Here is a 21033-nt window from a genome sequence, read left to right as displayed (position 1 = left end):
TACAAAACTGGCGTTTCGCTTTCAAATATGCAGTTTTCAATTTACAAACAAGCATCTCGCCTTACAAACTGGCGCCTCAGATTACAACTCAGCCCCCCATTACATTTACAGTCCGATTATACGAAATTTCAGGGCTATTATCAAATCAAACTTCCACTTTCTGTGGAAACCATGATCCCTGCTGATGACCCGGTCCGCCTTCTGAGCGCATTTGTGGAGGGAATGGACCTTTCGGATCTCTATGCCACCTATGACAGGGTCCGGAAAAATCAGGCGTCGCCGCGTCAGATGCTGAAGATCATGATCTATGCTTCCATGAATCGTCTCTTCTCCAGCAGAGACATCGAGACTGCCTGCAGGAGAGATATAAACTTCATGTATCTTCTGGAAGGCATGTCCGCACCTGACCACGCTACGATCGCCCGGTTTGTTTCCCTGCATTTATCAGCATGTTCTAAAGATCTTCTGGCTGATGTCAGCTCTATCCTGTATGACCTTGGAGAGATCTCTGGAAAGACAGTCTTTATTGATGGAACCAAGATCGAATCCTTTGCCAATAAGTATACTTTTGTCTGGAAAAAATCCGTCACAAAGCATCAGGCACGTCTGTTTGAAAAGATCCTGACTTTCCTCGAAGAGTGTGAAATCCTGTACGGGATCAAGGTTGTTTATAACGGAAAAGCGACATTGCATACGTTAAAACGGCTGAGAAAGAAACTTTACCACATAAAGGAAGAAGAAAATATCACGTTTGTTCACGGGAGCGGCAGCCGGAAAAGCCAGCTGCAAAGATCAATTGAGACATTGGAAGGATATATCTCTAAACAGAAAGAATACGTTAAACGTCTCCACATCTGCGGGGATCGGAACAGCTATTCCAGGACCGATCCGGACGCGTGGAGCTAGCATATAAATAGTACAAAATAAGGATGACCTTTTCCCTGTTAATCATGTACCATGAAAGGACAGGAGGGAATGGGCCATGGCAAAAGGAACAGCGTACACACAACAGTTCAAGGAGGATGCCGTTCGATACAAGAAGGAGCATCCAGAGCTGTCCTACCAGGCAGCAGCAAGCAACCTCAACATCAGCATCTCCGCTCTGAAGACCTGGATCAAGAAGTCAAAGGAGAACGAAGGAAAAGTCCCAACCCGGGGGGCTGGCAACTATTCCAGCGACGAGGCAAAGGAAATCGCCAGGCTGCAGCGAGAACTTCGTGATGCCAAGGATGCGCTTGAAGTATTAAAAAAAGCCATCGGTATCCTGGGAAACTGACACTGGCCGTCTACACAGCAACTGCTGAATACGTGGAGGAAGTACATCAGTCTCCGGTGAAACACCGGGTCTCTGTCAGCGGGATACTGAAGTATCTTGGTGTTTCACGCTCCGGTTATAATTCCTGGAAGAAACGTGAGCCTTCCGATACTGAAAAGCGTCGGGAAGCTATGAAACAGAAAATCCAGGAAATATATGATAAATCTCATCAAAACTACGGGGCGCCCAAAATCACAAAGCAGCTAAATAAGGATGGAGAACCAATCGCAGAACGGACTGTTGGAATCTACATGCGCCAGATGGGAATCAAAGCCCAGTGGATCAAGCCGTTTACTCATACCACTATTGATCCTGATTTCAGTTTAAAACTGAAAAACATACTGGATGAGCAATTCAATCCAGAGGAGCCGAATGCAGTGTGGGTCTCTGATATCACCTACATTGTTACGGTCAATGGTTTTGTGTACCTGACCAGCATCATGGATCTGTTTTCACGAAAAATCATCGGCTGGATTCTTAGCAGAACACTCCATGCGCAGCACGTCGTTGATTGTGTCAATCTTGCAAAACAGAAACGACGCATTGATAAGCCGCTCGTTTTTCATAATGATCGCGGAACACAGTACGTTTCAGATGCCTTCAAGGAAGCAACAGTTGATTTCATAAACAGTTACTCCAAAAAGGGATATCCCTGGGATAACGCATGCATAGAGTCCTTCCATGCGCTAATCAAAAGAGAATGGCTCAATCGCTTTGTGATTCTTGATTATCAGCGTGCTTACCGTCTTGTATTCGAATATATAGAGACGTTCTACAACACGGTAAGGATTCATAGCCACTGTAATTATCTATCGCCGGATCAGTATGAAGAGGAATTCCTGGAGAAACTGGAGAAATCACTCAAAATTGCGGGCTGAATATCATTACATAGGAGCAAGGTCATTTTTAACTTGTACTTTTTCTTGACATAGGACCAATTTGTCAAAAAATCAACCTCAGACGATCTTCATCTCTTTCAGACTTCGCACTCCGATTCCGGCTTCATCTCCAATCGTCAAATAGCCATCCTTCAGCACATGACATGTATCTGCCATATCCGGCTGGGTCGCATAGCAGGTGATATCATTTGACATCGTAGATGTCGGAAGGGACGATGCAAGATGAAGGCAAACAGCTCCATTAATCTGTGTATCGTATGTACTGGTGGCTACACAGCGGATTCCTGCGGATGCCGCAATTTCTGAAATCGTAACAGCATTTTGGATCCCGCCGGTTTTGACAAGCTTCAGAACAAACACATCGGCCGCCCGCTCATATGCATACCGGACTGCATCCTGAATCGTATTGATCGCTTCGTCAACTCCAATCACAACACCGGTATCCCGTTTCAGCTGCTTTGTCCCATTAAAATCATGTTTATCAAGCAACTGTTCATACACTTCCAAATCCAGATCACAGGTCTTTCGAATAAACTTATATGCATCCGAATAGCTGTATCCCGCATTGGCATCCACGCGAAGTTTCATTTCATATCCAACAGCATCCCTGACTGCGCAAACCCGGCAGATATCTTCTTCAACATCCGTACCAATCTTCATTTTTATGCTGTGATACCCTTGTTCCCGATACTGGACCGCCTTTTCCACCGCCTCATCAATTCCCATGATTCCGAGATGGCGATTGATCATAACCTTCTCCCGCAGCTTCCCACCGAACATCTGGTAAAGAGGAATCTTCCGTTCTTTCGCCGCAAGATCATAAAAAGCAGCCTCCAATGCCATCTTGGCCGCTGCATGCCCCGGGAGCTTATGATTCCATCGATTTCTGGCTTCCCACAGATTTGCCGCGTCTACTCCTATGATTTCCGATATAAGTTCCTTCTCAAGTACATACTGTACAAATTCCGCGTTTGGCCGGTAAATTTCGGGAGCGGAGTCGCCTCGCCCCAGCCACAGAGCCCGTTTTCGTCTGTAAGCTTTACGATCACGTGACCTTTTACCTGTGCCGGACGTCCATAAGCCGTTGCCAATACGACTGTTTTTCTGTGCAGCAAAAACACCTCTGCTGATACAACTTTTCCCATAGGTCAAATCTCCTTCCTCTAATTCTATCTCCTTATACAGGAAAAAGCAGGTTTCCCTGCTATTTCCGTTATCATTCAGTATCTTTTTTCATTCCTGCTGTCAGATCCGCTCTGCCTGTTTCTGAATCTCCCTAAGTCCCATACAAAGCCGGTTCCTCATTCGCAGATATTCGCTTCTCGCCATTACATAAACATCTAACGGCGTATTTTCCTTTGTGATTCCCTTGCAGCGTCCAATCGCCCCAAAAATCCCAAATCCATCACCATAATCATGCAGATATGGTGCTTTTCTGCAGTAAACGATATGGAGCAGCTTTCCCACTGTCTCTTTCAGGAAAAGATCACTGTCCTCCATACTTTCCGCGCGCTCGGCCGCCTTTTCCAACACCGCTTTCGTTCTGTTCCATTCAGCGCAGATCTCCGTCGTGTCAAACTCCGGTGCTAATCCGGACAATGTCTTCTTTAATCTGCCATCCAAATCTTCTAAAAAGGCTGGAATATTTACAGGAATCATCTTTGCGTTCTGAATATCATCCAACATTTCCATGTTGATCTTTGCATCACGCATCATGATCTTCTCGTCGAGTTTATCGATCGTATCTTTCGGGGTATGCCACCATGGTCCGCCGCTTGGGCAGTCTGACAGACGTTTTTCCGGAAACGGTTCATATTTTAACATGATCGTGAGCGGCACATAGGCCCCCCAGAAAGACTGATCTGCTCCACGGATCATCGGAGTATACGCATTTGGTCTCTTTCCCGTGTACTTTTCGATCAGATCTGCTGTATAGGAAACGCCCTCAGAACCTGCTGTCCGTGCTACGATCTGCTCTGAGTTTTTGCACCCGGTCAGATCCAGATTCACATGCGCCACACAGTTCTTTCTGAGATCTGCATAATGGCTGTCGCAATACCATGTGGATCCGGAGAATCTTCCATCTGAATGACCGGACCACCATGCGATCCGTACTCCACGCTTTAATTCTGACCGATGTGCATAAAGCACTCTCGCATACTCCAAAAGGATCGCATCGCTGACCGCGTTATCTGTAATTCCCTCATACCAGGAGTCGTAGTGACCGGAAACAAGCACAAAACTGTCACTCTTTCCCTTGATATCAACAGCCACCATGGAACTTCTGCGGATCTTTGTCTCCATTTCGATCGTGACTTCAGCATCGATTTCTCCTGCTGCTATCTTTTCGATCAGCGCTTCTCCGTCCACGCGTCTGATTCCCGCTGACGGAAGAAATTTCATATATGCAGCCTCGTCAAAATCCGGTGTTCCCCAGATCGTCCCAATATTGCTGTGATGAATATAGTCGCCTTTTGTTGCACAGATATGCAGTACTGCTTTGGCTCCTGCCTCCATTGCCCTTCTCACAAAAACGCCCTTGGATTCCCACGTCAGAATGATTTTGTCGCGAAATGACTCAAAACGATCTTTTTCCTGATTCTTTGTGAGTCCTTTTTTCTTGCTGAGAGAGTCATAATACAACGTTCCCTGAAGGCTGTCTGCTTCTGCACTGTAAACATCTCCGACTAACGGATATTCCACTCCATCAACTTTCGCGAACGCTCGCACCGGAATGCTGAAAAAGCCATCATACTCACAATGCTCAAACGTAATCCCATACTCCGAGAGTTTTTCTTCCAGATAAGAAACCGCTGCCTCTCCCTCTTTTGTTCCGCTGTAACGGAATAGATGATTGAATGTTCCAATCGTCTCCAGCATATTTTTACTGTTTAATTCTTCAAGAAGACTTTCCCTTAATTGTCCCATCTTAACCTCCGATGCCTATTAGAATGGTCCATAATGGATCATCTGTGCAACGATCATTGCAATGCATGCAAGAACGACCCAGCTCACAAATACTTTCTTCATGAATTTCATCCATGTGCCATAGGATACACCTGCTGCCATAAGGTTTGCCATCAGCGCTGAGGACATTGGAATGATATAGTTTCCAAGTCCGTCACCAAAGTTGAACGCAAGGACAACAGTCTGTCTTGTCATTCCGATCAGGTCTGCAACCGGAACCATAAGCGGCATAACGGCAGCGGCCTGTCCGGAACCGGACGGAATAAATACGTTGATCAGAACGTTCGCGATAAACATCATCGGTCCCTGGATAAATGCCGGGCATGCCATCAGAACATTCGCGATCGCACGTACAATTGTATCGATGATCTTTCCATCAGAAAGTACCTTGGAAATTGCTGTCGCAATACCAATCATGATAGCTGCTGTCATCATCTTTGCTGCGCCTTTGCTAAAGTGTCTTGCAATTTCACTCGGCATCATACCGCCGACAATTCCACCGGCAACTGCAAGCCATACAAACGCAACTGCTATCTCCGTATTGCCCCAGCCAAGTTTAATGCCGCCGTAAACCTGAACAAGAACACTTACAAAAAATACGATCAGTACAAGGATCTGGCGTACTGTGATCGTTGCTTTTTTATCTGCGCTTGTATCCAGCCCTTGTTTTCTTGCATTTTCTTCTAAGTCATATACAAGGCTGTTTTTCGGATCTTTCTTTACCTTCATCGCATACGTAACGATAAAGTATGCATTCAGTGCAAGGAATACTGCGCATAGCACTAAACGATAGCCGATTCCAGAGAAAATCGGAAGATCTGCGAATCCCTGCGCAATCGCTGTGGTTGCCGGAGCTACCGGTCCAATACTCTGGCTTCCACCTGCCGCAAGAACAACAACGGCCACCGCAACCAACGCATCATATCCGCACATACGACAGAACAGAACAAGTACCGGAATAAATCCAATCATACTGACTGGATTTTGACGCATACCGTAAATACCAAATACGATGATCGTTCCGATCAGCAGCAGCTTCTCACTGCTTTTATACTTGTGGATCATAATATTGATCGCTGCGTCAAACGCGCCTGTCGCAAGAATTACTTCGATGGAAGCCGCGCTGAAGATCGTCATCCAGATCAGACTCGAGCCCGCCAATGCTTTCACTATGTAGTTCGGAATTTTAAAGAAACTTACCGGACATTGTTCAACCCATGTGAAAGAGGTCGCGTCAACGATCATTTTTCCCGTTGCCTCATTCTTCACCCTGGCGAATTCTCCTGCCGGGATGATATATGTCATAGCTGTTGCAACAATGACAAACATTACCAGCATAACAAACACGTGAGGAATTTGAAATTTTTTCTTCTGACTCATACATACAACTCCTTTTCTTCTTAACTTTTCGGGAGACCTGATCAGGTTTTCTTTTGTGATTTAACTATAGCAAAATTTCTTACTATTTTACTATAAGCAATATCACATTGTAACAAATGCTACACTTTTCCCGTTTTGCTCTATAAATCTATACTTCTTGACAATTTTTAGACTCAATGATAAACCTTTCATAACTGTATGATGTATTTCGCTTTCATATTTTTAAGCTGGAGTCCCGGCATTCCCCGCATTTTAAGGAGGTGTTTAGCTTTGGAACGAGAATACTGTGTAAATTTCGAACCATATATCAACGACGAGCTTTCCGAGCTCGTAAAAACATATGGATATCGCATTGAGGTGCCTGCTAATACATACTATATTAAACCCGGTGAAAAGCTTACAGAAATCACTTATATTGCAAGTGGCTCGACCTCCCACTCCATGTTTGGGCTGACCGGGCAGGAAAAGATTTCCTACATTCTCAGTGCCGGATGGTTTCTTACGGAAAGTCTGTTTGCAAATGAAAAAATGTTTTCGATCGCAGAGCGTTATACCTCTGCGCTGACTGATCTTGTTTTATATAAAATTGATGCCAATGTATATGATATTCTGATTGAAAAAAAGGTATTTCGTGATGCCATTATCCGCAGTCTGAGCAATAAGCGGGCATTCTTACAGCGGGAACTTGAAAGTGTAACTCTCGAATGCGTGAAAGAACGTTTGAAAAATTTCTTTGTTCTCCTGTCCGATCCGGTATCCAGCAAAGACCGCACTTGGTATCCGTTGAGCCATTATTACACACATCAGGAGATTGCCTCTATTATAGGAACAAACCGGGTGACGGTGAGCCGCCTGATCAGTGAACTGGCCCGCGAAGACTTTCTCCGTGTCATTAATAAACGGGTGGAACTCAACAGCATCCATATTGCCGACTAAATTTAGTCCCTCTTAATATCTAAAACAGAACAGATCTGGTATTTACACATAATACCAGATCTGTTCTGTTATTTCTTATTCTCTATCTTGTTTCCCCATCTCGCACATCAGCGCGATCATATGTTTTATGGATGCCTTGTAATCATCCAGCTTCATATTTTCATTCGGTGCATGATGGTTTGCATTTGTATTTCCTGGTCCTACGCCAACGATCGGCATATCCGGCCATGCGCGGTGGAAATAGATCGCCGGGCCACCACCAAGAGCTGTCGGCTCGATCACCATCGGTTTGTCGTAAACTTCCGCCGCGGAATGTTCCAGCCATTCCTTTAACGGAATATCCACGCTGGTACGGACCGGAGTATTTCCGCCTCTGCGTACGACTTTTACATCTCCAAAACCATGCCTTTTCAGGTGTTCCCGCAGCTGTGCTTCCACCTTATCCGGAGACTGGTTCGCAACCAGATAAAATCCGATCCGCGCGTATGCTTTGTGCGGCACGATTCCTCTGGCTCCATTGTAAAGTTCACCGGCTTCCAGACCGCAGACTGACATGGATGGCTCCATATAGATCTGCTTTTTCAATTCCAACCCACTGCTTCCCCGCAGGAATGAGGCAATTCCCAGTTTTTCCAACTGGCTCTTTTCATTATATGGAAATGCATTTAATATCTCTTCATCCTTTTTCGTCACCGGAAGGACATCATCATAGAATCCTTCAATCGTGATTCTCTCATCCGCACTTTTCAGACTTGCAAGCGCCCATACAAGCCGCCAAGATGCACTTGGAACATATGTCCCCATTCTGGCATGAACATCTTTTTTCGCAGTTTCTACCGACAGTTCAAAGCTCACACTTCCCCTGACGCCGAATCTCGCCCATGGTCTTCCTGCTTCATCGCGGCGCCCATTTTCCCACAGGCAGACGTCTGCTTTCGATAATTCTTTAAACTTTTCTGATTGTTCTCTAGAAAACTTTGATAAAGACGGGCTACTCGTCTCCTCATCGCCCTCAAACAGGAATTTTACATTGATCGGCAGCTTACCCTCCACTGCAAGAATCGCTTCCACCGCCTGAATTCTTGAGAGAAGAGGACCTTTATTATCCGACACACCTCTCCCATAGAGGACACCATCACGGATCACCGGACCGAACGGCTCGTTGGACCACAGCTCATGTTTTCCCTCTTCCACGACATCGTAGTGATTATAGAATAACAGAGACGGATGTTTATCTCCATCTTCTCCGGAAACAGAAGCTGAGATTAAGGCATTTCCATTCTCCACTTTCTGAAACTCGTGCGGAATTCCCACTGCACTTAACTTCTTGTCGATCCAGTTTCTTGTCTCTTCCAATCCAGTCTTGTCCCCTGCTACGCTACGGCGGGAACAAAATTCCTTCATTTCCTCCATCATGCGATCAAAATTCTGATCGACATAATCAAAAAATTTCTTCATGATCATTCCTCCCGGTCTCTTTCTTTGCCTTCATGATATCGGAATCCAGTTTTATTTTCTATATGAATTGGTACAGTGTAGCATGGGTTACATTTCCACTTATCATCTGAGCATCTGGCCAGCATTTTCTTTCTGACATGAGCAAAAGAGACAGTATGAATCTCTCCACACTGTCCCTTTCCTTCTTCTATCCTATTTCTTAACTGTTCAGTACCTCACAGTTACGCGCAAAAATTCATTCCAAATCGGCTGTGCCGATAGGATTTTTGCCTTCTATTCTAAGTTTTCTTACGGTCAGCGCAGTAAATGCGCAGACCTACTGAACAGTTACAGTGTCTCATACATTGCTTTTAATTCTTCCAGAATCTTCTCCTTTGTTCTGCCAACCAACCCCAACTGTTTAATATCCGCGTTTTCATTTTTCATACGCTGGACAAACTCTTGAATATCAGCATAAACTCCTTGGGGAGCCACTACCTTGGCGGTGGGGTCAATCAACTCCGTCAGGCGGAAAACATCATTCTTATGTTTCTTGATATTTTTGCTATCAACGTGTTCTCCTGCGGCCTTACGATCTGTCAAATCCATCCACGCTTTTGCCTTAAATGGAATCAAATATGCCGCATCCAAGACAGTCACTCCATCAACGACAACTTTCCCCTGCTTTAAAAATTCGTAGTAATCATTGTCTAAAAGAATAGCAGACAGACTCGAAATATCTTCGTCCATCGGCAACGGCGTTAAAACTGCATCTTCTGGAAGCTGAATAGCGTCCAGTTTTCGAGTGAAAAGTTCAATCATCGCAGGATATTGATTTGTAATTGGGTGACTAAACCGATAAAACTGCGGTACTCCCGAACTTTTGTTGCAATGCTCATATCCCGCCTGTTTTACATATTCCCAGAATTTCTTTCCGAAATTTGCGTCAACTGCTTCTATAATCAGAACAAGGTCAATGTCCTTTGTTGCTCGGAAATCCAAACCTTCTTCCGTCATCAGAATGTCACACGCTGTTCCTCCAATGATAGCATATTGTTCTTCACTGCCCTTGAACCATTCCTTAAAGCTATCAATTCCTGTAACCATCTATCTTCCTCCACAGTTCATTCAACATTTCTTCTACTGCTTCTTCAACCCGTTCATCTGCATCTTCTCTCAATGTCAATGCCAAAGAAAGCTCGTCTACAGTATTTCGTGTAGACAATTTTCGTGGATTATATCTCCACATCTCTACGGCCACTTGCTCCTGCGAATTCTGCAAGCTATTGGTCATAACATCTTTCCATTGAGAGATTTTTTCTGCCGCATAACATCTGACATTCGGTGTGTTCAGCATGGAATACTCTGCCAATGCCGAATATCCACTTTCCAACAGCTCTGTTCCCACCAATTCTTTCGGAATATAAACCGTCCGTTTTCTTGGATTCAGCAACTTATCTCCTGCTTTTTGGAACAGTATTTTCGGAGAATCCTCAGAGTGCAAAATCCGCTGCACACCTACTTTCCTGATATGCAACAATCCCATTTCTTCAAGTTGTCTCGATGCCCTTGATATAGAAGTAGGTGTCAGTTCCAAGTCCTTCGCAGCTTGACTTGTGGCTAATTCTTGTGCGCCTCCATAAATGAAATGCAGTAGAAGCATCTGCGCCGATGGAAGCATTTCTTCTCGTGGCTTTTTTTCGGCACTGCACCGTTCCTGCAAATACACCGCCATAAAGGGCAAATAAATTTGCTTTCCATCTACAATAAACGGAATCTTTTCACGAATCAAATATTCTTTCTGGCGAAAGCTAAGTTCTTTTAGCACCAGCACAATAGGCAAGTTCTCATTATTCTGTATCCGAGCAATATGCTTTTTCAGCACTTTAATCTGCTCCAGTTCTGTCTTAGGATAAAGAAAAATCATCTTCTGTTCATTCATAGACACCATCTGTAAGCGATACCTTGTGGCTATAAAATTGGGCAAATGCTTAAACTCTACATCCTCATAGGTAACCTTGAGTCCCAGAACTTTATCGAGATATTCCATGTCATCACCTGCAATTTTAACTCTTTTTCTGTATTATAACTCTTTTTGAGTTAATATACAATATTTGAGTTAAGAACAGTTGAAAATCGACATTATTAAAAATTATTTTTACAAAAAGGCCCGATGCAACATGAGCATTACACCCACACTGCACCGGACATTCCATCATCAACCGCTCTGTCTATTTTCTTCTTCCTGCTGCACTTACTGCTCATGCAGCTTCTCTTTCTTCTGCTCGTCCTCTTTCAAGATTTCCTGCACAATCTTCTGTGCTTCAGACCCCGTCTTTAGGATGTAGCACTAGAATTCTGTGGGAGCAATTTCATATCAAACCTCTCAGGACCAGCATATTTGCTGGCTTTTTTTATTTTTCAAAAACTTTCTAAATTGCAAAATCAAGTAGGACAGCAGAAAAGAGTTCCTCCGGCGAAGCATATGCAAACGATTTACGGGGCAGCCGATTAATCCAATTCTGAATTTCCAGGATTTTATCCGCAGAAACACGATCAAAAGAACTGCCTTTAGGTAAAAAGCGACGAATCAATGAATTCTGCTTCTCATTCAGTCCGCGCTCATACGCAGAGTATGGATGTGCATAATAAACGGGTAAGCCTGGGAGTAACTGAGGCAATGACGCAAACTCACTGCCGTTGTCACTCGTGATAGAACGAAATACGCTGTCGAAAACCTTGCCGTATAGCTTACGCAGAGCTTTTATACCCTCCTCGACCGCCGACATACTTCGACCGGTAATCTTTATGATATATCGAAATCTTGTGCTCCGCTCATCCAGAGTCAACAGTACTGCTTTCGAGTCTTTTCTTCCGACAACCGTATCTATTTCCCGATGCCCAAATTCTTCCCGTCGGTTGATGACTTCAGGTCGTTCCGCAATGCTCAGGCCGTACAGGCGTTTATGGCGCAAGTGTCGTTTACTATTTCGTCTCCGCTTCGTTTTTCATAATGATCGCGGAACACAGTACGTTTCAGATGCCTTCAAGGAAGCAACAGTTGATTTCATAAACAGTTACTCCAAAAAGGGATATCCCTGGGATAACGCATGCATAGAGTCCTTCCATGCGCTAATCAAAAGAGAATGGCTCAATCGCTTTGTGATTCTTGATTATCAGCGTGCTTACCGTCTTGTATTCGAATATATAGAGACGTTCTACAACACGGTAAGGATTCATAGCCACTGTAATTATCTATCGCCGGATCAGTATGAAGAGGAATTCCTGGAGAAACTGGAGAAATCACTCAAAATTGCGGGCTGAATATCATTACATAGGAGCAAGGTCATTTTTAACTTGTACTTTTTCTTGACATAGGACCAGATCAATGTTTCTCACCTTTAACAGACCTTGTTGAACATAGTTATAAAGCGTCTTTGTACAAACCGTTTCCTGAAAATCACCATTTCTTTTCGCTGAGCCACAAATCGTATCGGGAGACAGCTTTTCGATCAGCACCTGCTTTACTGCAAAACGCACGAAAGCTCCGGCTTTTATGAGTTTCTTTGGCGTATGGCTGTTCTTACGCCGTTTTTCATAAACACTCTGTCCCGTATCTCCAAAGTATCGGATATATGGCTTCAGCTCTCGTCCCAGCTGTTTGACACTGCCTCTGGCGAGTTCGTTATATAATGTTGACCTTGCAATGCCGACTTCACGTGCAATCTGGCTTTTGGAAAGTTTCAGCTGCAATAAGATCTCAATCTGTGCCCGCTTTTCGCGTGTCAGGTGGTGATATCTTCTTTTTGTGGTATACTCTTTCTGAGCCATGACGAACCTCTTGGTGTTTTATGGTGTGGTAACTTCAATGATACCACGAGTTCGTCATTGGCTCTCTTTCATTGTCCTACTTCATCTTACAATCAACCGGGTTGCAAAAATATCAGATCGAAAATATATAAACCTTGCACGAAGTTCCTCTTTCATAAAAGATTTTTCGGAGTCAACAGGGCTCCCGTTAACCTCTTACTTTCTCGGAAATACGGAGATACCAAAAGTGCTAAGTCATAGGTTTTAACCCATGGCTTAGCACTACTTTTTCATCTCAACTCCAAAAGACAGATAGTATATCATGTCCTTCTTCAAAATGTTTGTATACTCTTTGAATAAATTATGAAGAATTTCTTAATATTGACCATTTTGATGCAATAAAAATCGTTTTTCCTGCATTAATATATATCAAACTTATTGTTCAATAGACTCACATACATAAAACGAACAGGTTTCCCCATTAAAAAGCTGTACTCCCGCATACAGAGGTTCTCTATCATATGTATATGTCACACTCTTAATATACAGAAGTGGCGTTCCCTTCTTTACTTTCATCAGTTTTGCTTCTTCTGCCGTAGCTCGGCATAATTCAATCCGCTTCTCTGAGGAAGCGACTCTTACCTTTGCTTCGTCCTGCAGGCACTCAAACAGAGAATTATCATTAAACTGTTTTTCCAGAAGAAATGAATATTTTACTGGAAAGTAATTCTTCTCAATAGCCACCGGTTCACCATCCGCTGTACGCAGGCGCGAAATATAAACCACATAGGATCCTGATTCCAGATTTAACTGTTTTTGAATCTTGTCATCTGCCAGAACCAACTTATTTTCAAGCATCTGTCCTCCGGGTTTCATATTCAAATGACGGCACATTTCTGAAAAGCTCTGGAGATTTTTTATATCCTTCGCGAATTTCTGGCGACAAATGAAGGTTCCTTTTCCTTGCTTCTTCTCCACAAGGCCCTGGCTCACCAGATCGTCCACTGCACGCCGAACCGTAATCCGGCTTACATTATACTGTTTTGCTAACTCTGCCTCTGCCGGAATTCGTTCCGTTACATTATAAACCCCATTTTCAATATCTCGTTTCAAACTCTCCACAATCTGTGCATATAATGGAACTATGCTGTTTGGATTTGTATTTGCCTCCATTTCCCTCTCCATCTCCTTCATTTTATTCTTCATATTTAATTAAGCCTTACATCCCACATTCCAAATGATATATAATGTTATATACTCTATCGTACTATTTGTATGGTTCTAATACAAGCATTTTTTAAGTTTTTCTTAAATAATTGTATTTTTTTTACTCAGAATGAAACACAAAAAGACAAGCCTGCAACAACTACAAGATTGCAGGCCTGCTTTCATATTATGTTTTTGTTTTTGCATCAATCATTAATAATCGAATTTCCACATATAACGCCGATATGTCATCGGATGCATTCTCACATCTGCCATTGCTGAAATAAACTGCTTGGAAATCGGATGGAATAAAAGCGAATTGAAGTATTCCGCTACTCTCTCATCCAGTTCACCTAAACCTAGCGTCGCTGCATCAATAATCCAATGATGGCCACCAAACTGATTTAAAAAGCGTTCTGCTCTCTCATCCACCGGTCTTGTGCGTCCAATGCTCTTGAACAGGAGAATGGCAAGATTCTTGTCACAGGTTTCAAAAGCACCATGGAAATATTCACCGGAATGAATCGGAACACAGTGTACGGTCTGCATCTCCTGGAAGAAGCAGAATGCATCTGAATAGGATACCTCCCAGGCTGCACCACTTGACATTACATTCCATACCGTATCATCTTTGTAGGTCATGGCAAATTTAGCTGCCTCCGCACGTACATCTGTATATGCTTTTCCGTAAATTGTTTCCAGCTTCTCGAATCCTTCCAGAGCCTGATCATATGCCTCATAATTGTCATATTCTTTTAAGAGCCAGAACGCAATCTTTAACGCAGTACCCTGACTGTTATAATGAACTAAGGTCGGATCCTTGTACCACTCGTCTGCATGATAGTAGGTAATATAATAATCTGCCGTCTGAGCTGTCAGAGAATCTGCATATCCAGATAAGCCAACCGTAACAGCACCTTTTTCTTTTGCCACCTTTAATGCTTCTACTGTTTCTGCCGTTGCCTTGGTGGAGGTTCCAATCACAAGTGTATTCTTATCTACATTCTTCGGAGTTGCATTCACGAACTCACTGCTGTTATATCCCTGAACACGCAAAGAGCTCTCCTGATTTAACAGAAACCGTGCCGGATAGGAGGATGCAAAGGATCCTCCGCAAGCCACGAAAATAACCTGTTTTAATCCGCCATTTTTATCCAGATCTGCTTTGGCTTTTGTCATCGCATCAATGACTTCCTGCATACCTTTAATCATAGAATTAATCCTCTCTTTCTTACGTTTTGCTGTATCTTACCCTCTGAGGGCTTTGGTTGCCTGCTCATCCACCTGATAATAAACTCCGTTTGATACAACAACTACACCATAATCTTTTTTCGCTACCTCTACAGACACCTTTTTCTCTATGACATCCTTTAATACCTTTTCCGGCTCACGCTTCATCGGATCACCATATCCGCCTGCACCAGGAGTTTCAACCCGGATGATATCGCCCTTCTTTAACGAAAAACTGGTTGTCTTGTGTCCCATTTTTGTGATAGTTCCATCCGGAGTTACACGGTAGAATGCACCGGCAGCGCCTTCTTTACCACCATCTAATCCCCATGGATGGAATTTATGACGATCACCTAATCCGGTATATGCCACATCATCCTGCATCATCTCTAACTCACGCTCGATACCAAGACCGCCTCTAAACTGGCCGGCACCGCCTGTATCTTCCTTCAGTTCATATTTTCTGGCAAGAATCTTTGTGAACTCCATCTCGGTTGCCTCAATCGGCATATTAGAGGTATTGGTCATGTTTACCTGAACACCAGATAAACCATCTAATCCCTTCGAAGCACCGCCGCCTCCGGCAATAACCTCGTGGAAAATAAACACACTGTCTGTGCCGATTGCACCTTCACCTGCTAAGATGGTGGTGGTACAAGCACCATTACCAGCGGTTACTACGGTATCTGGGAAGATTGGTGCCAATGCTCCGAAAATGGCATCCGGGATTCGCTGCTGGCAGTCAATCTGTGCACCAATCGGACTTGGTTCTGTCGGATTAACGATACAGCCCTTCGGTGCAATGATCTTAATCGCACGGTTAATTCCCTCATTGGCTGGGATATCATCTCCCATTAATGCCTTAATGGAGAAGAATACGGCTGCTTTCGTACAAGGGTACGGCACATTGATCGGTGCTTTAATCTGCTCAGCGGTTCCTGTAAAATCAATTGTTAGGTCATTACCCTTAATGCTGATTTTCACTTTAATCGGAAGCGGATCCGGATATTTGTCGCCGCAACCATCCACATAATCGGTATAGCTGTATTCTCCATCCGGAAGTTCTGCAACGACTGCACGGACACGGCGCTCCGAATAGCCTACCAGCTCTTTCATACACTCAATCAAATCATCCTGATAACGGGCATAAGCTTCCTGAATTCTCTGTACACCAATCAGGTTTGCTGACATCTGTGCGGTCAGGTCGCCCTCTCTTTCCTGTGGAACTCTGGTATTATCAAGAAGAAGATCCATAACACTCGGAATCAGTTTTCCATTCTGGCGGATACGGATTACCGGAATTCGAATACCTTCCTGGAATAAGCTATCTGCATCTCCGGAGGTAGAACCCGGTACCTTACCACCGATATCTGAATGATGCGCAATATTGGCAATCCAACCAACCAGCTTATCTCCCACAAAGGCCGGTGCTGCGATTACGATATCCGGCAGATGATTGCCACCGCCATGATACGGGTCATTGGCAATATACATATCACCCGGCTGAACATTTTCCTTTCCGAATTTTTCATAAATATTAGGAACTACACTCAGCATCGAGCCTAAAAGTGCAGCTAAACTTTCCACCTGGGCAACACTATTTCCATCCGGGTCAATGACTGCAGTACACACATCGCGGCGTTCCTTCATATTAGTAGAATATGCACTGCGAACAATGATTCCATACGTCTCCTCAGCAATGGACATCAGAAGATTGCGGACAACCTCAACTGTTACGGTATCAATTTGTTTTGCCATCTTACTTCGCCTCCTCATCATGAATCTTTAAGTTGTGATATCCATCCACGTGGATAACCCATCCCTTCGGAACCACCAACGTGGTATCCATCTGTTCACAGATACACGGACCAGGAATCGACTGACCCGGAACAAATTTATCTCTTACGTAGACCGGTGTTTCAACATACTCATCACTGTTCTGGAACAGAACCTGACGAACCTCGATCGGTGCCGGAATCGGTGCCTCCGGATGAAGCTCTGCAGCTTTCAGGTCTGGCTTATCGATAACACCGATAGCGGATACACGATAACTTACAAACTGTACAATCGCATCTTCTTTGCAATAACCATAGCTTCTCTTGTGCTCTGCATGGAAATCAGCCAGTGCTTTCTTCAAGGTCTCTTCCTTCATCTTTCCTGTCGGAACTGGAATGCTGATCTCAAAGTTCTGACGCTGATAACGCATGTCAACAGCAAATTCAAAGTAACGTCTGTCTGACGGAACACCTTCTTTATCCAGAAGACCGGTTCCCTGCTCTACCATATTGTCAAACTGCTCATTGATGGCATCTAAGTTGCTGGCTTCACCATTCATGATCTTGGTTCTGGATAAGTCAAATTTTGTATCTGCCAGAAGAAGTCCAAGGCTGCAGAGAGTACCTGGATGCAGCGGAATCAGTACTTCCTTCATTCCCAGTTCTTTTGCCACTTCACATGCATGAAGCGGACCGGCCCCACCGAATGCCATCAGGCTGAATTCCCGAACATCATATCCCTTTTCTACGGATACGCTTCGAATCGCACGAACCATGTTGGAGTTTACGACTGTGATAATACCACTGGCTGCTCGTTTCATATCCAGATTGGATTTATCACAGATTTTTGTCTTGACAGCGTTTTTAGCCAGTTCAATATCTACATCCATTCTGCCGCCAAGAATCTTTTTCTGGTTCAGCTTACCAAGAACAATATTGGCATCTGTTACGCAAGGATTCTCACCGCCGCGCATATAGCAAGCCGGTCCAGGTGTTGCGCCCGCACTCTTAGGTCCTACCTTTAAGGCACCGCCTTCATCAATCTTTGCAATGGAACCGCCACCGGCACCGATGGTAATAATATTAATCATCGGGATTCTGGCCGGATATCCTTCTACATAACGCTCATTAGATACCTGCGGTGTATAATTTTCAATTAGGGAAATATCTGCGCTGGTACCACCCATATCAAAGGTAATAATCTTGTCTGCTTCGCACTGTTTGCCGATATAAGCAGCTGCGATAACACCGGCACTCGGTCCGGACAATGCTGTCTTAATCGGGCAGTCGATGGTTTCTTTTATTGAAATGATGGAACCATTGGACTGGGTTACATAGGGCTCTACCTGAATACCAAGCTTTGCAATGGAATCACGGAAATTGTTTACATATTTCTCCATAACCGGTCCCAGATAACTATTCATAACCGTTGTACTCATACGGCTGAACTCACGGAACTCCGGTGCCAGTTTACTGGAAATCGTAACATATGCCTCCGGAAACTCTTCATGAATGATTTCTTCAATTCTTTCTTCATGAACCGGATTAATGAATGAGAATAAAGTACAAACCGCAATTGCCGTTACGCCCTGTGCTTTTAAATATCGAACAACCTCTCTTGTTTCATTCTCATCCAGCGGAGTCTCAACACTGCCATCGTAACGGATTCTCTCTGTTACCGTACAGTTTAAACCGGACGGAACCAGAGGATACGGTTTCTGTGCCTGAAGGTTATAAAGAGATGGACGTCTCTGGGTTCCAATTTCCATCAGATCCTTAAATCCTTTGGTAGTGATAAGGCCAAGGCGGCATCCTTTCTTCTCGATTAATGCATTGGTTCCTACAGTTGTACCGTGTGCCAGATAACTAACTTCTTCCGAGGCTGCTTTCTTAATCTCTAATAAATCCCGCACGCCCTTTACAATTGCTCTGGACGGATCCGCCGGTGTGGAACTGTCCTTGTAATTGAACAACTCACCTGTTTCCTGATTAAAAACAGAAAAATCTGTAAACGTTCCTCCAACGTCTACGCCAATCATATGTGACATAGTATTTCCTCCTATGTAGTGTATTTTTCAAGCTGCACCTTCCGGGTATGGTCGTTTACCCATCCGGACTTTTTAGGATGTTGACACTATACGGTTTATATTGTTATATAACGTCATATCTCTTTTGCTGACAACATACTCTTCTTTCCGTCACTTGTCAATACTTTTTCAATCAAAAACTCCTTGCTTTTTGAGCCACCCTATGCTCTGTATATCTGCCTGCCTTGGATTAGAACGATACCTCTGATCGTTCTGCTCCAGGGCATACATTCCCTTATATCCAGCTGATTCTAGAATATCCAGATATTCACAGATGGGAAGATCCCCATCCCCAAGGGCCATGTGAACCGCCGGGTGGGAATCATGGAGATGAATATGGGCCAATTCTTCCCCATGGGCTAAGTAACGTTCTATCTTCTGATCCATATAAACCATTTGTCCTATATCCAGCATAGGCTTCATGCTTCCTGAAGGCATAAGGGAAATCATCTCTTTCTGCTGCTCCGGCGTGTTCAGCACATTCGAAGACAGAGGTGTCAATGTCTCCAGCACAAGTAAAACACCCCTTTTCTGAGCCTTCTCTGACAAACGATGCAGGCTCTCTTCGCTCCGCTTCCACGCATCCTCCACCGGTTTGTTAAAATAACCGCATCCAGCTGAAACCAACACCTTCGGGCATTTCAATATTTCTGCTGCATAAAATGCACGTTCAAAATTGCGTATGCTATATTCACGTATTTTTTCATCTTCTGCTGCCAGATTGACCGGATACTGGCACTGCTCCGGCGTGATGCAGCATACTGAAAGCTCCCGGCTCCGAATCTGAGCAGCTTTTTCTTTCAGCTGCGCTTCGTCCATCGTATCCAGACAGAAGGACGGACCTGCTGCCCAGAGTTCCACATTTTGCATTCCCAGTAAAACAGCCGTATCCAGAAAGTACTCGAATGGATACCGCAGATACTGATAGCTCCCCAGTGCAAATCGTTCCTTTGATATCTGCACCATGGCCCTCACTTCCTTTTTTATTTTAGTTTTTATAATTCTCTGTAAATCCGGTCATGCTCAGTCTTCGGTACCGGCACACCGTCTCCAAAGGCACCATTCTTCAAGCAGGTTCCTGCTGAAAATACAGCTGCCGCTTTCAATGCCTCCGGAAGTATCTCCGCCCTTATCTCACTGTTTTTCCAGTTTCCCTCCGGTTGTGTTTCCAGCTTTTTCAAGATGGTAATCAGCATAGCAGTGGCAAAGCTGTCTCCGGCTCCCATGGTATCCACCGGAGTGACATAATCCGGCAGCTGGCGATAAAACCGATCCCCATCAAAAACCGTTGCTCCCTTACTTCCACGGGTAGCTGTCACCACACCACATCCCTTTTCATGCAGCTTCCGGCACAGTTTTTCTGTCTCCTCATCATTCAGATCACTACAGGATAAAAATGCAAAATCAATATAGGGGCAGACACGTTCCACCCTGTCTTCCTCATTCCAGCGATACGAAAAATCATAGCTTACCAATGGAGAAAGTCCATGCAGGGCTGGAAGCAACCCATCGGTAAATCCATTGTTGGTTGTATGAATCAAATTAAAACCATCTGCATATTCCAGATCCTCTTTTTCCAGATAAATTGGATGCTGCTGCAGAACACCACCTTTATTGCTTCCTTTAAATACACGATCTCCATCAACAAGGGTTACTCTAGCAAAGCCATTTTCCCCTTCATAGATGCGGCAATGACTGTGTCCGACCCCATGGGAATCTAAAGATGCCTGCACGTGGTCCGCTACTGCATCCTTTCCAAATACTCCCATAAAATCCGATTCTGCTCCCAGCATTCTTGCATATACCGCAAAGTTTACTGCCTGACCACCCGGATACATGGTTCTAGTATGCAGATATACATCACACACATTATCTCCAAGACCTAATACTTTCACCATTTTCTGTTTCCTCCTGTATTTTTACCTATTAAATTTGTTTTGAAACGAAAAGCGGCCGCCTGGAAGAGGCCGCCATTTCCTGGCAGTTCTGTC

The 21033-nt window shown here is 44.2% G+C and carries 18 protein-coding genes and 2 pseudogenes; 5 read left to right on the top strand and 15 right to left on the bottom strand.

Going from position 1 to position 21033, the window contains the following annotated elements:
• Positions 1 to 27: 27 nt before the first annotated feature.
• The 3 genes and pseudogenes from J2S20_RS10540 to J2S20_RS10530 all read left to right on the top strand — a co-directional run.
• Positions 28 to 897: pseudogene (locus tag J2S20_RS10540) on the top strand (transposase); the annotation flags it as partial.
• An 85-nt stretch (positions 898 to 982) separates the two neighbouring features.
• Positions 983 to 1276, top strand: a complete 294-nt coding sequence (locus J2S20_RS10535; RefSeq protein WP_115347717.1) for a transposase — start codon at positions 983 to 985, stop codon at positions 1274 to 1276.
• Positions 1277 to 1308: 32 nt separating this feature from the next.
• Positions 1309 to 2193, top strand: coding sequence for an IS3 family transposase (locus J2S20_RS10530; protein ID WP_307255341.1), 885 nt, complete (start codon positions 1309 to 1311; stop codon positions 2191 to 2193).
• A gap of 78 nt (positions 2194 to 2271) precedes the next feature.
• Here the strand turns inward: J2S20_RS10530 and J2S20_RS10525 are convergent, their stop codons facing one another.
• The 4 genes from J2S20_RS10525 to J2S20_RS10510 form a co-directional block, all read right to left on the bottom strand.
• Positions 2272 to 3147 carry a mandelate racemase/muconate lactonizing enzyme family protein gene (locus J2S20_RS10525; RefSeq protein ID WP_307255342.1) on the bottom strand — a complete coding sequence of 292 codons (876 nt, stop codon included), beginning with the start codon at positions 3145 to 3147 and terminating at the stop codon, positions 2272 to 2274.
• Positions 3132 to 3359 carry a hypothetical protein gene (locus J2S20_RS10520; RefSeq protein WP_307255343.1) on the bottom strand — a complete coding sequence of 76 codons (228 nt, stop codon included), beginning with the start codon at positions 3357 to 3359 and terminating at the stop codon, positions 3132 to 3134. The genes J2S20_RS10525 and J2S20_RS10520 overlap by 16 nt, the downstream gene beginning before the upstream one ends.
• 100 nt (positions 3360 to 3459) lie before the next feature.
• Positions 3460 to 5142: a M28 family peptidase gene (locus tag J2S20_RS10515; protein WP_307255340.1), complete on the bottom strand. Its 1683-nt coding sequence runs from the start codon at positions 5140 to 5142 to the stop codon at positions 3460 to 3462.
• Between the two features lie 18 nt (positions 5143 to 5160).
• Positions 5161 to 6561: a YfcC family protein gene (locus tag J2S20_RS10510; RefSeq protein WP_307255339.1), complete on the bottom strand. Its 1401-nt coding sequence runs from the start codon at positions 6559 to 6561 to the stop codon at positions 5161 to 5163.
• 270 nt (positions 6562 to 6831) lie between these two features.
• Here J2S20_RS10510 and J2S20_RS10505 point away from each other — a divergent pair, with 270 nt between their 5' ends.
• Entirely contained in the window at positions 6832 to 7497 is a 666-nt protein-coding gene (locus tag J2S20_RS10505) for a Crp/Fnr family transcriptional regulator (protein ID WP_307255338.1), read from the top strand.
• A gap of 75 nt (positions 7498 to 7572) precedes the next feature.
• On the opposite strand, the gene J2S20_RS10500 is transcribed toward J2S20_RS10505, so the two are convergent.
• From J2S20_RS10500 to J2S20_RS10485, 4 genes and pseudogenes are all read right to left on the bottom strand, one after another.
• On the bottom strand, positions 7573 to 8955 hold the full coding sequence (locus J2S20_RS10500; RefSeq protein WP_307255337.1) for a M20/M25/M40 family metallo-hydrolase: 1383 nt from the start codon (positions 8953 to 8955) through the stop codon (positions 7573 to 7575).
• A 327-nt stretch (positions 8956 to 9282) separates the two neighbouring features.
• Positions 9283 to 10041 (bottom strand): hypothetical protein, encoded by a 759-nt coding sequence (locus J2S20_RS10495; RefSeq protein ID WP_307255336.1) that lies wholly within the window; start codon positions 10039 to 10041, stop codon positions 9283 to 9285.
• Complete coding sequence (locus J2S20_RS10490) at positions 10025 to 10984, bottom strand: MarR family transcriptional regulator (protein ID WP_307255335.1); 960 nt, start codon at positions 10982 to 10984, stop codon at positions 10025 to 10027. Before J2S20_RS10490 ends, J2S20_RS10495 begins: the two co-directional genes overlap by 17 nt.
• A gap of 382 nt (positions 10985 to 11366) precedes the next feature.
• Positions 11367 to 11927, bottom strand: a pseudogene (locus J2S20_RS10485) (IS30 family transposase); the annotation flags it as partial.
• Here J2S20_RS10485 and J2S20_RS12250 point away from each other — a divergent pair.
• Positions 11857 to 12258 carry an integrase core domain-containing protein gene (locus tag J2S20_RS12250; protein ID WP_307255333.1) on the top strand — a complete coding sequence of 134 codons (402 nt, stop codon included), beginning with the start codon at positions 11857 to 11859 and terminating at the stop codon, positions 12256 to 12258. The pseudogene J2S20_RS10485 and the gene J2S20_RS12250 sit on opposite strands and share 71 nt — an antisense overlap.
• Before the next feature lie 6 nt (positions 12259 to 12264).
• On the opposite strand, the gene J2S20_RS10475 is transcribed toward J2S20_RS12250, so the two are convergent.
• The 7 genes from J2S20_RS10475 to J2S20_RS10445 form a co-directional block, all read right to left on the bottom strand.
• Complete coding sequence (locus J2S20_RS10475) at positions 12265 to 12765, bottom strand: helix-turn-helix domain-containing protein (protein ID WP_307255332.1); 501 nt, start codon at positions 12763 to 12765, stop codon at positions 12265 to 12267.
• Positions 12766 to 13179: 414 nt separating this feature from the next.
• Positions 13180 to 13938: a GntR family transcriptional regulator gene (locus tag J2S20_RS10470; RefSeq protein WP_307255331.1), complete on the bottom strand. Its 759-nt coding sequence runs from the start codon at positions 13936 to 13938 to the stop codon at positions 13180 to 13182.
• A gap of 225 nt (positions 13939 to 14163) precedes the next feature.
• Positions 14164 to 15162, bottom strand: coding sequence for an SIS domain-containing protein (locus J2S20_RS10465; RefSeq protein WP_307255330.1), 999 nt, complete (start codon positions 15160 to 15162; stop codon positions 14164 to 14166).
• A gap of 36 nt (positions 15163 to 15198) precedes the next feature.
• Positions 15199 to 16938, bottom strand: a complete 1740-nt coding sequence (locus tag J2S20_RS10460) for a hydantoinase B/oxoprolinase family protein (RefSeq protein ID WP_307255329.1) — start codon at positions 16936 to 16938, stop codon at positions 15199 to 15201.
• A 1-nt stretch (position 16939) separates the two neighbouring features.
• Positions 16940 to 19003: a hydantoinase/oxoprolinase family protein gene (locus tag J2S20_RS10455; RefSeq protein ID WP_307255328.1), complete on the bottom strand. Its 2064-nt coding sequence runs from the start codon at positions 19001 to 19003 to the stop codon at positions 16940 to 16942.
• 168 nt (positions 19004 to 19171) lie between these two features.
• Positions 19172 to 20008 (bottom strand): sugar phosphate isomerase/epimerase family protein, encoded by an 837-nt coding sequence (locus tag J2S20_RS10450; RefSeq protein WP_307255327.1) that lies wholly within the window; start codon positions 20006 to 20008, stop codon positions 19172 to 19174.
• 29 nt (positions 20009 to 20037) lie between these two features.
• The gene (locus tag J2S20_RS10445; protein WP_307255326.1) at positions 20038 to 20940 is read right to left on the bottom strand and encodes a fructoselysine 6-kinase; all 903 of its coding nucleotides are present in this window, start codon (positions 20938 to 20940) and stop codon (positions 20038 to 20040) included.
• Positions 20941 to 21033 lie beyond the last annotated feature (93 nt).

The sequence above is a fragment of the Moryella indoligenes genome, assembly GCF_030812885.1.
Lineage (GTDB): Bacteria > Bacillota > Clostridia > Lachnospirales > Lachnospiraceae > Moryella > Moryella indoligenes.
The sequence above is the reverse complement of the archived record's forward strand: the minus strand, read 5'-3'. Positions and strand labels throughout refer to the sequence as shown.

Bases quoted from the DNA above. Each gene is read 5' to 3' on its own strand.
- J2S20_RS10535 (WP_115347717.1), top strand. From the start codon at position 983: ATGGCAAAAGGAACAGCGTACACACAACAGTTCAAGGAGGATGCCGTT.
- J2S20_RS10520 (WP_307255343.1), bottom strand. From the start codon at position 3,359: ATGGGAAAAGTTGTATCAGCAGAGGTGTTTTTGCTGCACAGAAAAACA.
- J2S20_RS10515 (WP_307255340.1), bottom strand. From the start codon at position 5,142: ATGGGACAATTAAGGGAAAGTCTTCTTGAAGAATTAAACAGTAAAAAT.
- J2S20_RS10510 (WP_307255339.1), bottom strand. From the start codon at position 6,561: ATGAGTCAGAAGAAAAAATTTCAAATTCCTCACGTGTTTGTTATGCTG.
- J2S20_RS10500 (WP_307255337.1), bottom strand. From the start codon at position 8,955: ATGAAGAAATTTTTTGATTATGTCGATCAGAATTTTGATCGCATGATG.
- J2S20_RS10495 (WP_307255336.1), bottom strand. From the start codon at position 10,041: ATGGTTACAGGAATTGATAGCTTTAAGGAATGGTTCAAGGGCAGTGAA.
- J2S20_RS10490 (WP_307255335.1), bottom strand. From the start codon at position 10,984: ATGGAATATCTCGATAAAGTTCTGGGACTCAAGGTTACCTATGAGGAT.
- J2S20_RS12250 (WP_307255333.1), top strand. From the start codon at position 11,857: ATGACTTCAGGTCGTTCCGCAATGCTCAGGCCGTACAGGCGTTTATGG.
- J2S20_RS10475 (WP_307255332.1), bottom strand. From the start codon at position 12,765: ATGGCTCAGAAAGAGTATACCACAAAAAGAAGATATCACCACCTGACA.
- J2S20_RS10470 (WP_307255331.1), bottom strand. From the start codon at position 13,938: ATGAAGGAGATGGAGAGGGAAATGGAGGCAAATACAAATCCAAACAGC.
- J2S20_RS10465 (WP_307255330.1), bottom strand. From the start codon at position 15,162: ATGATTAAAGGTATGCAGGAAGTCATTGATGCGATGACAAAAGCCAAA.
- J2S20_RS10460 (WP_307255329.1), bottom strand. From the start codon at position 16,938: ATGGCAAAACAAATTGATACCGTAACAGTTGAGGTTGTCCGCAATCTT.
- J2S20_RS10455 (WP_307255328.1), bottom strand. From the start codon at position 19,003: ATGTCACATATGATTGGCGTAGACGTTGGAGGAACGTTTACAGATTTT.
- J2S20_RS10450 (WP_307255327.1), bottom strand. From the start codon at position 20,008: ATGGTGCAGATATCAAAGGAACGATTTGCACTGGGGAGCTATCAGTAT.
- J2S20_RS10445 (WP_307255326.1), bottom strand. From the start codon at position 20,940: ATGGTGAAAGTATTAGGTCTTGGAGATAATGTGTGTGATGTATATCTG.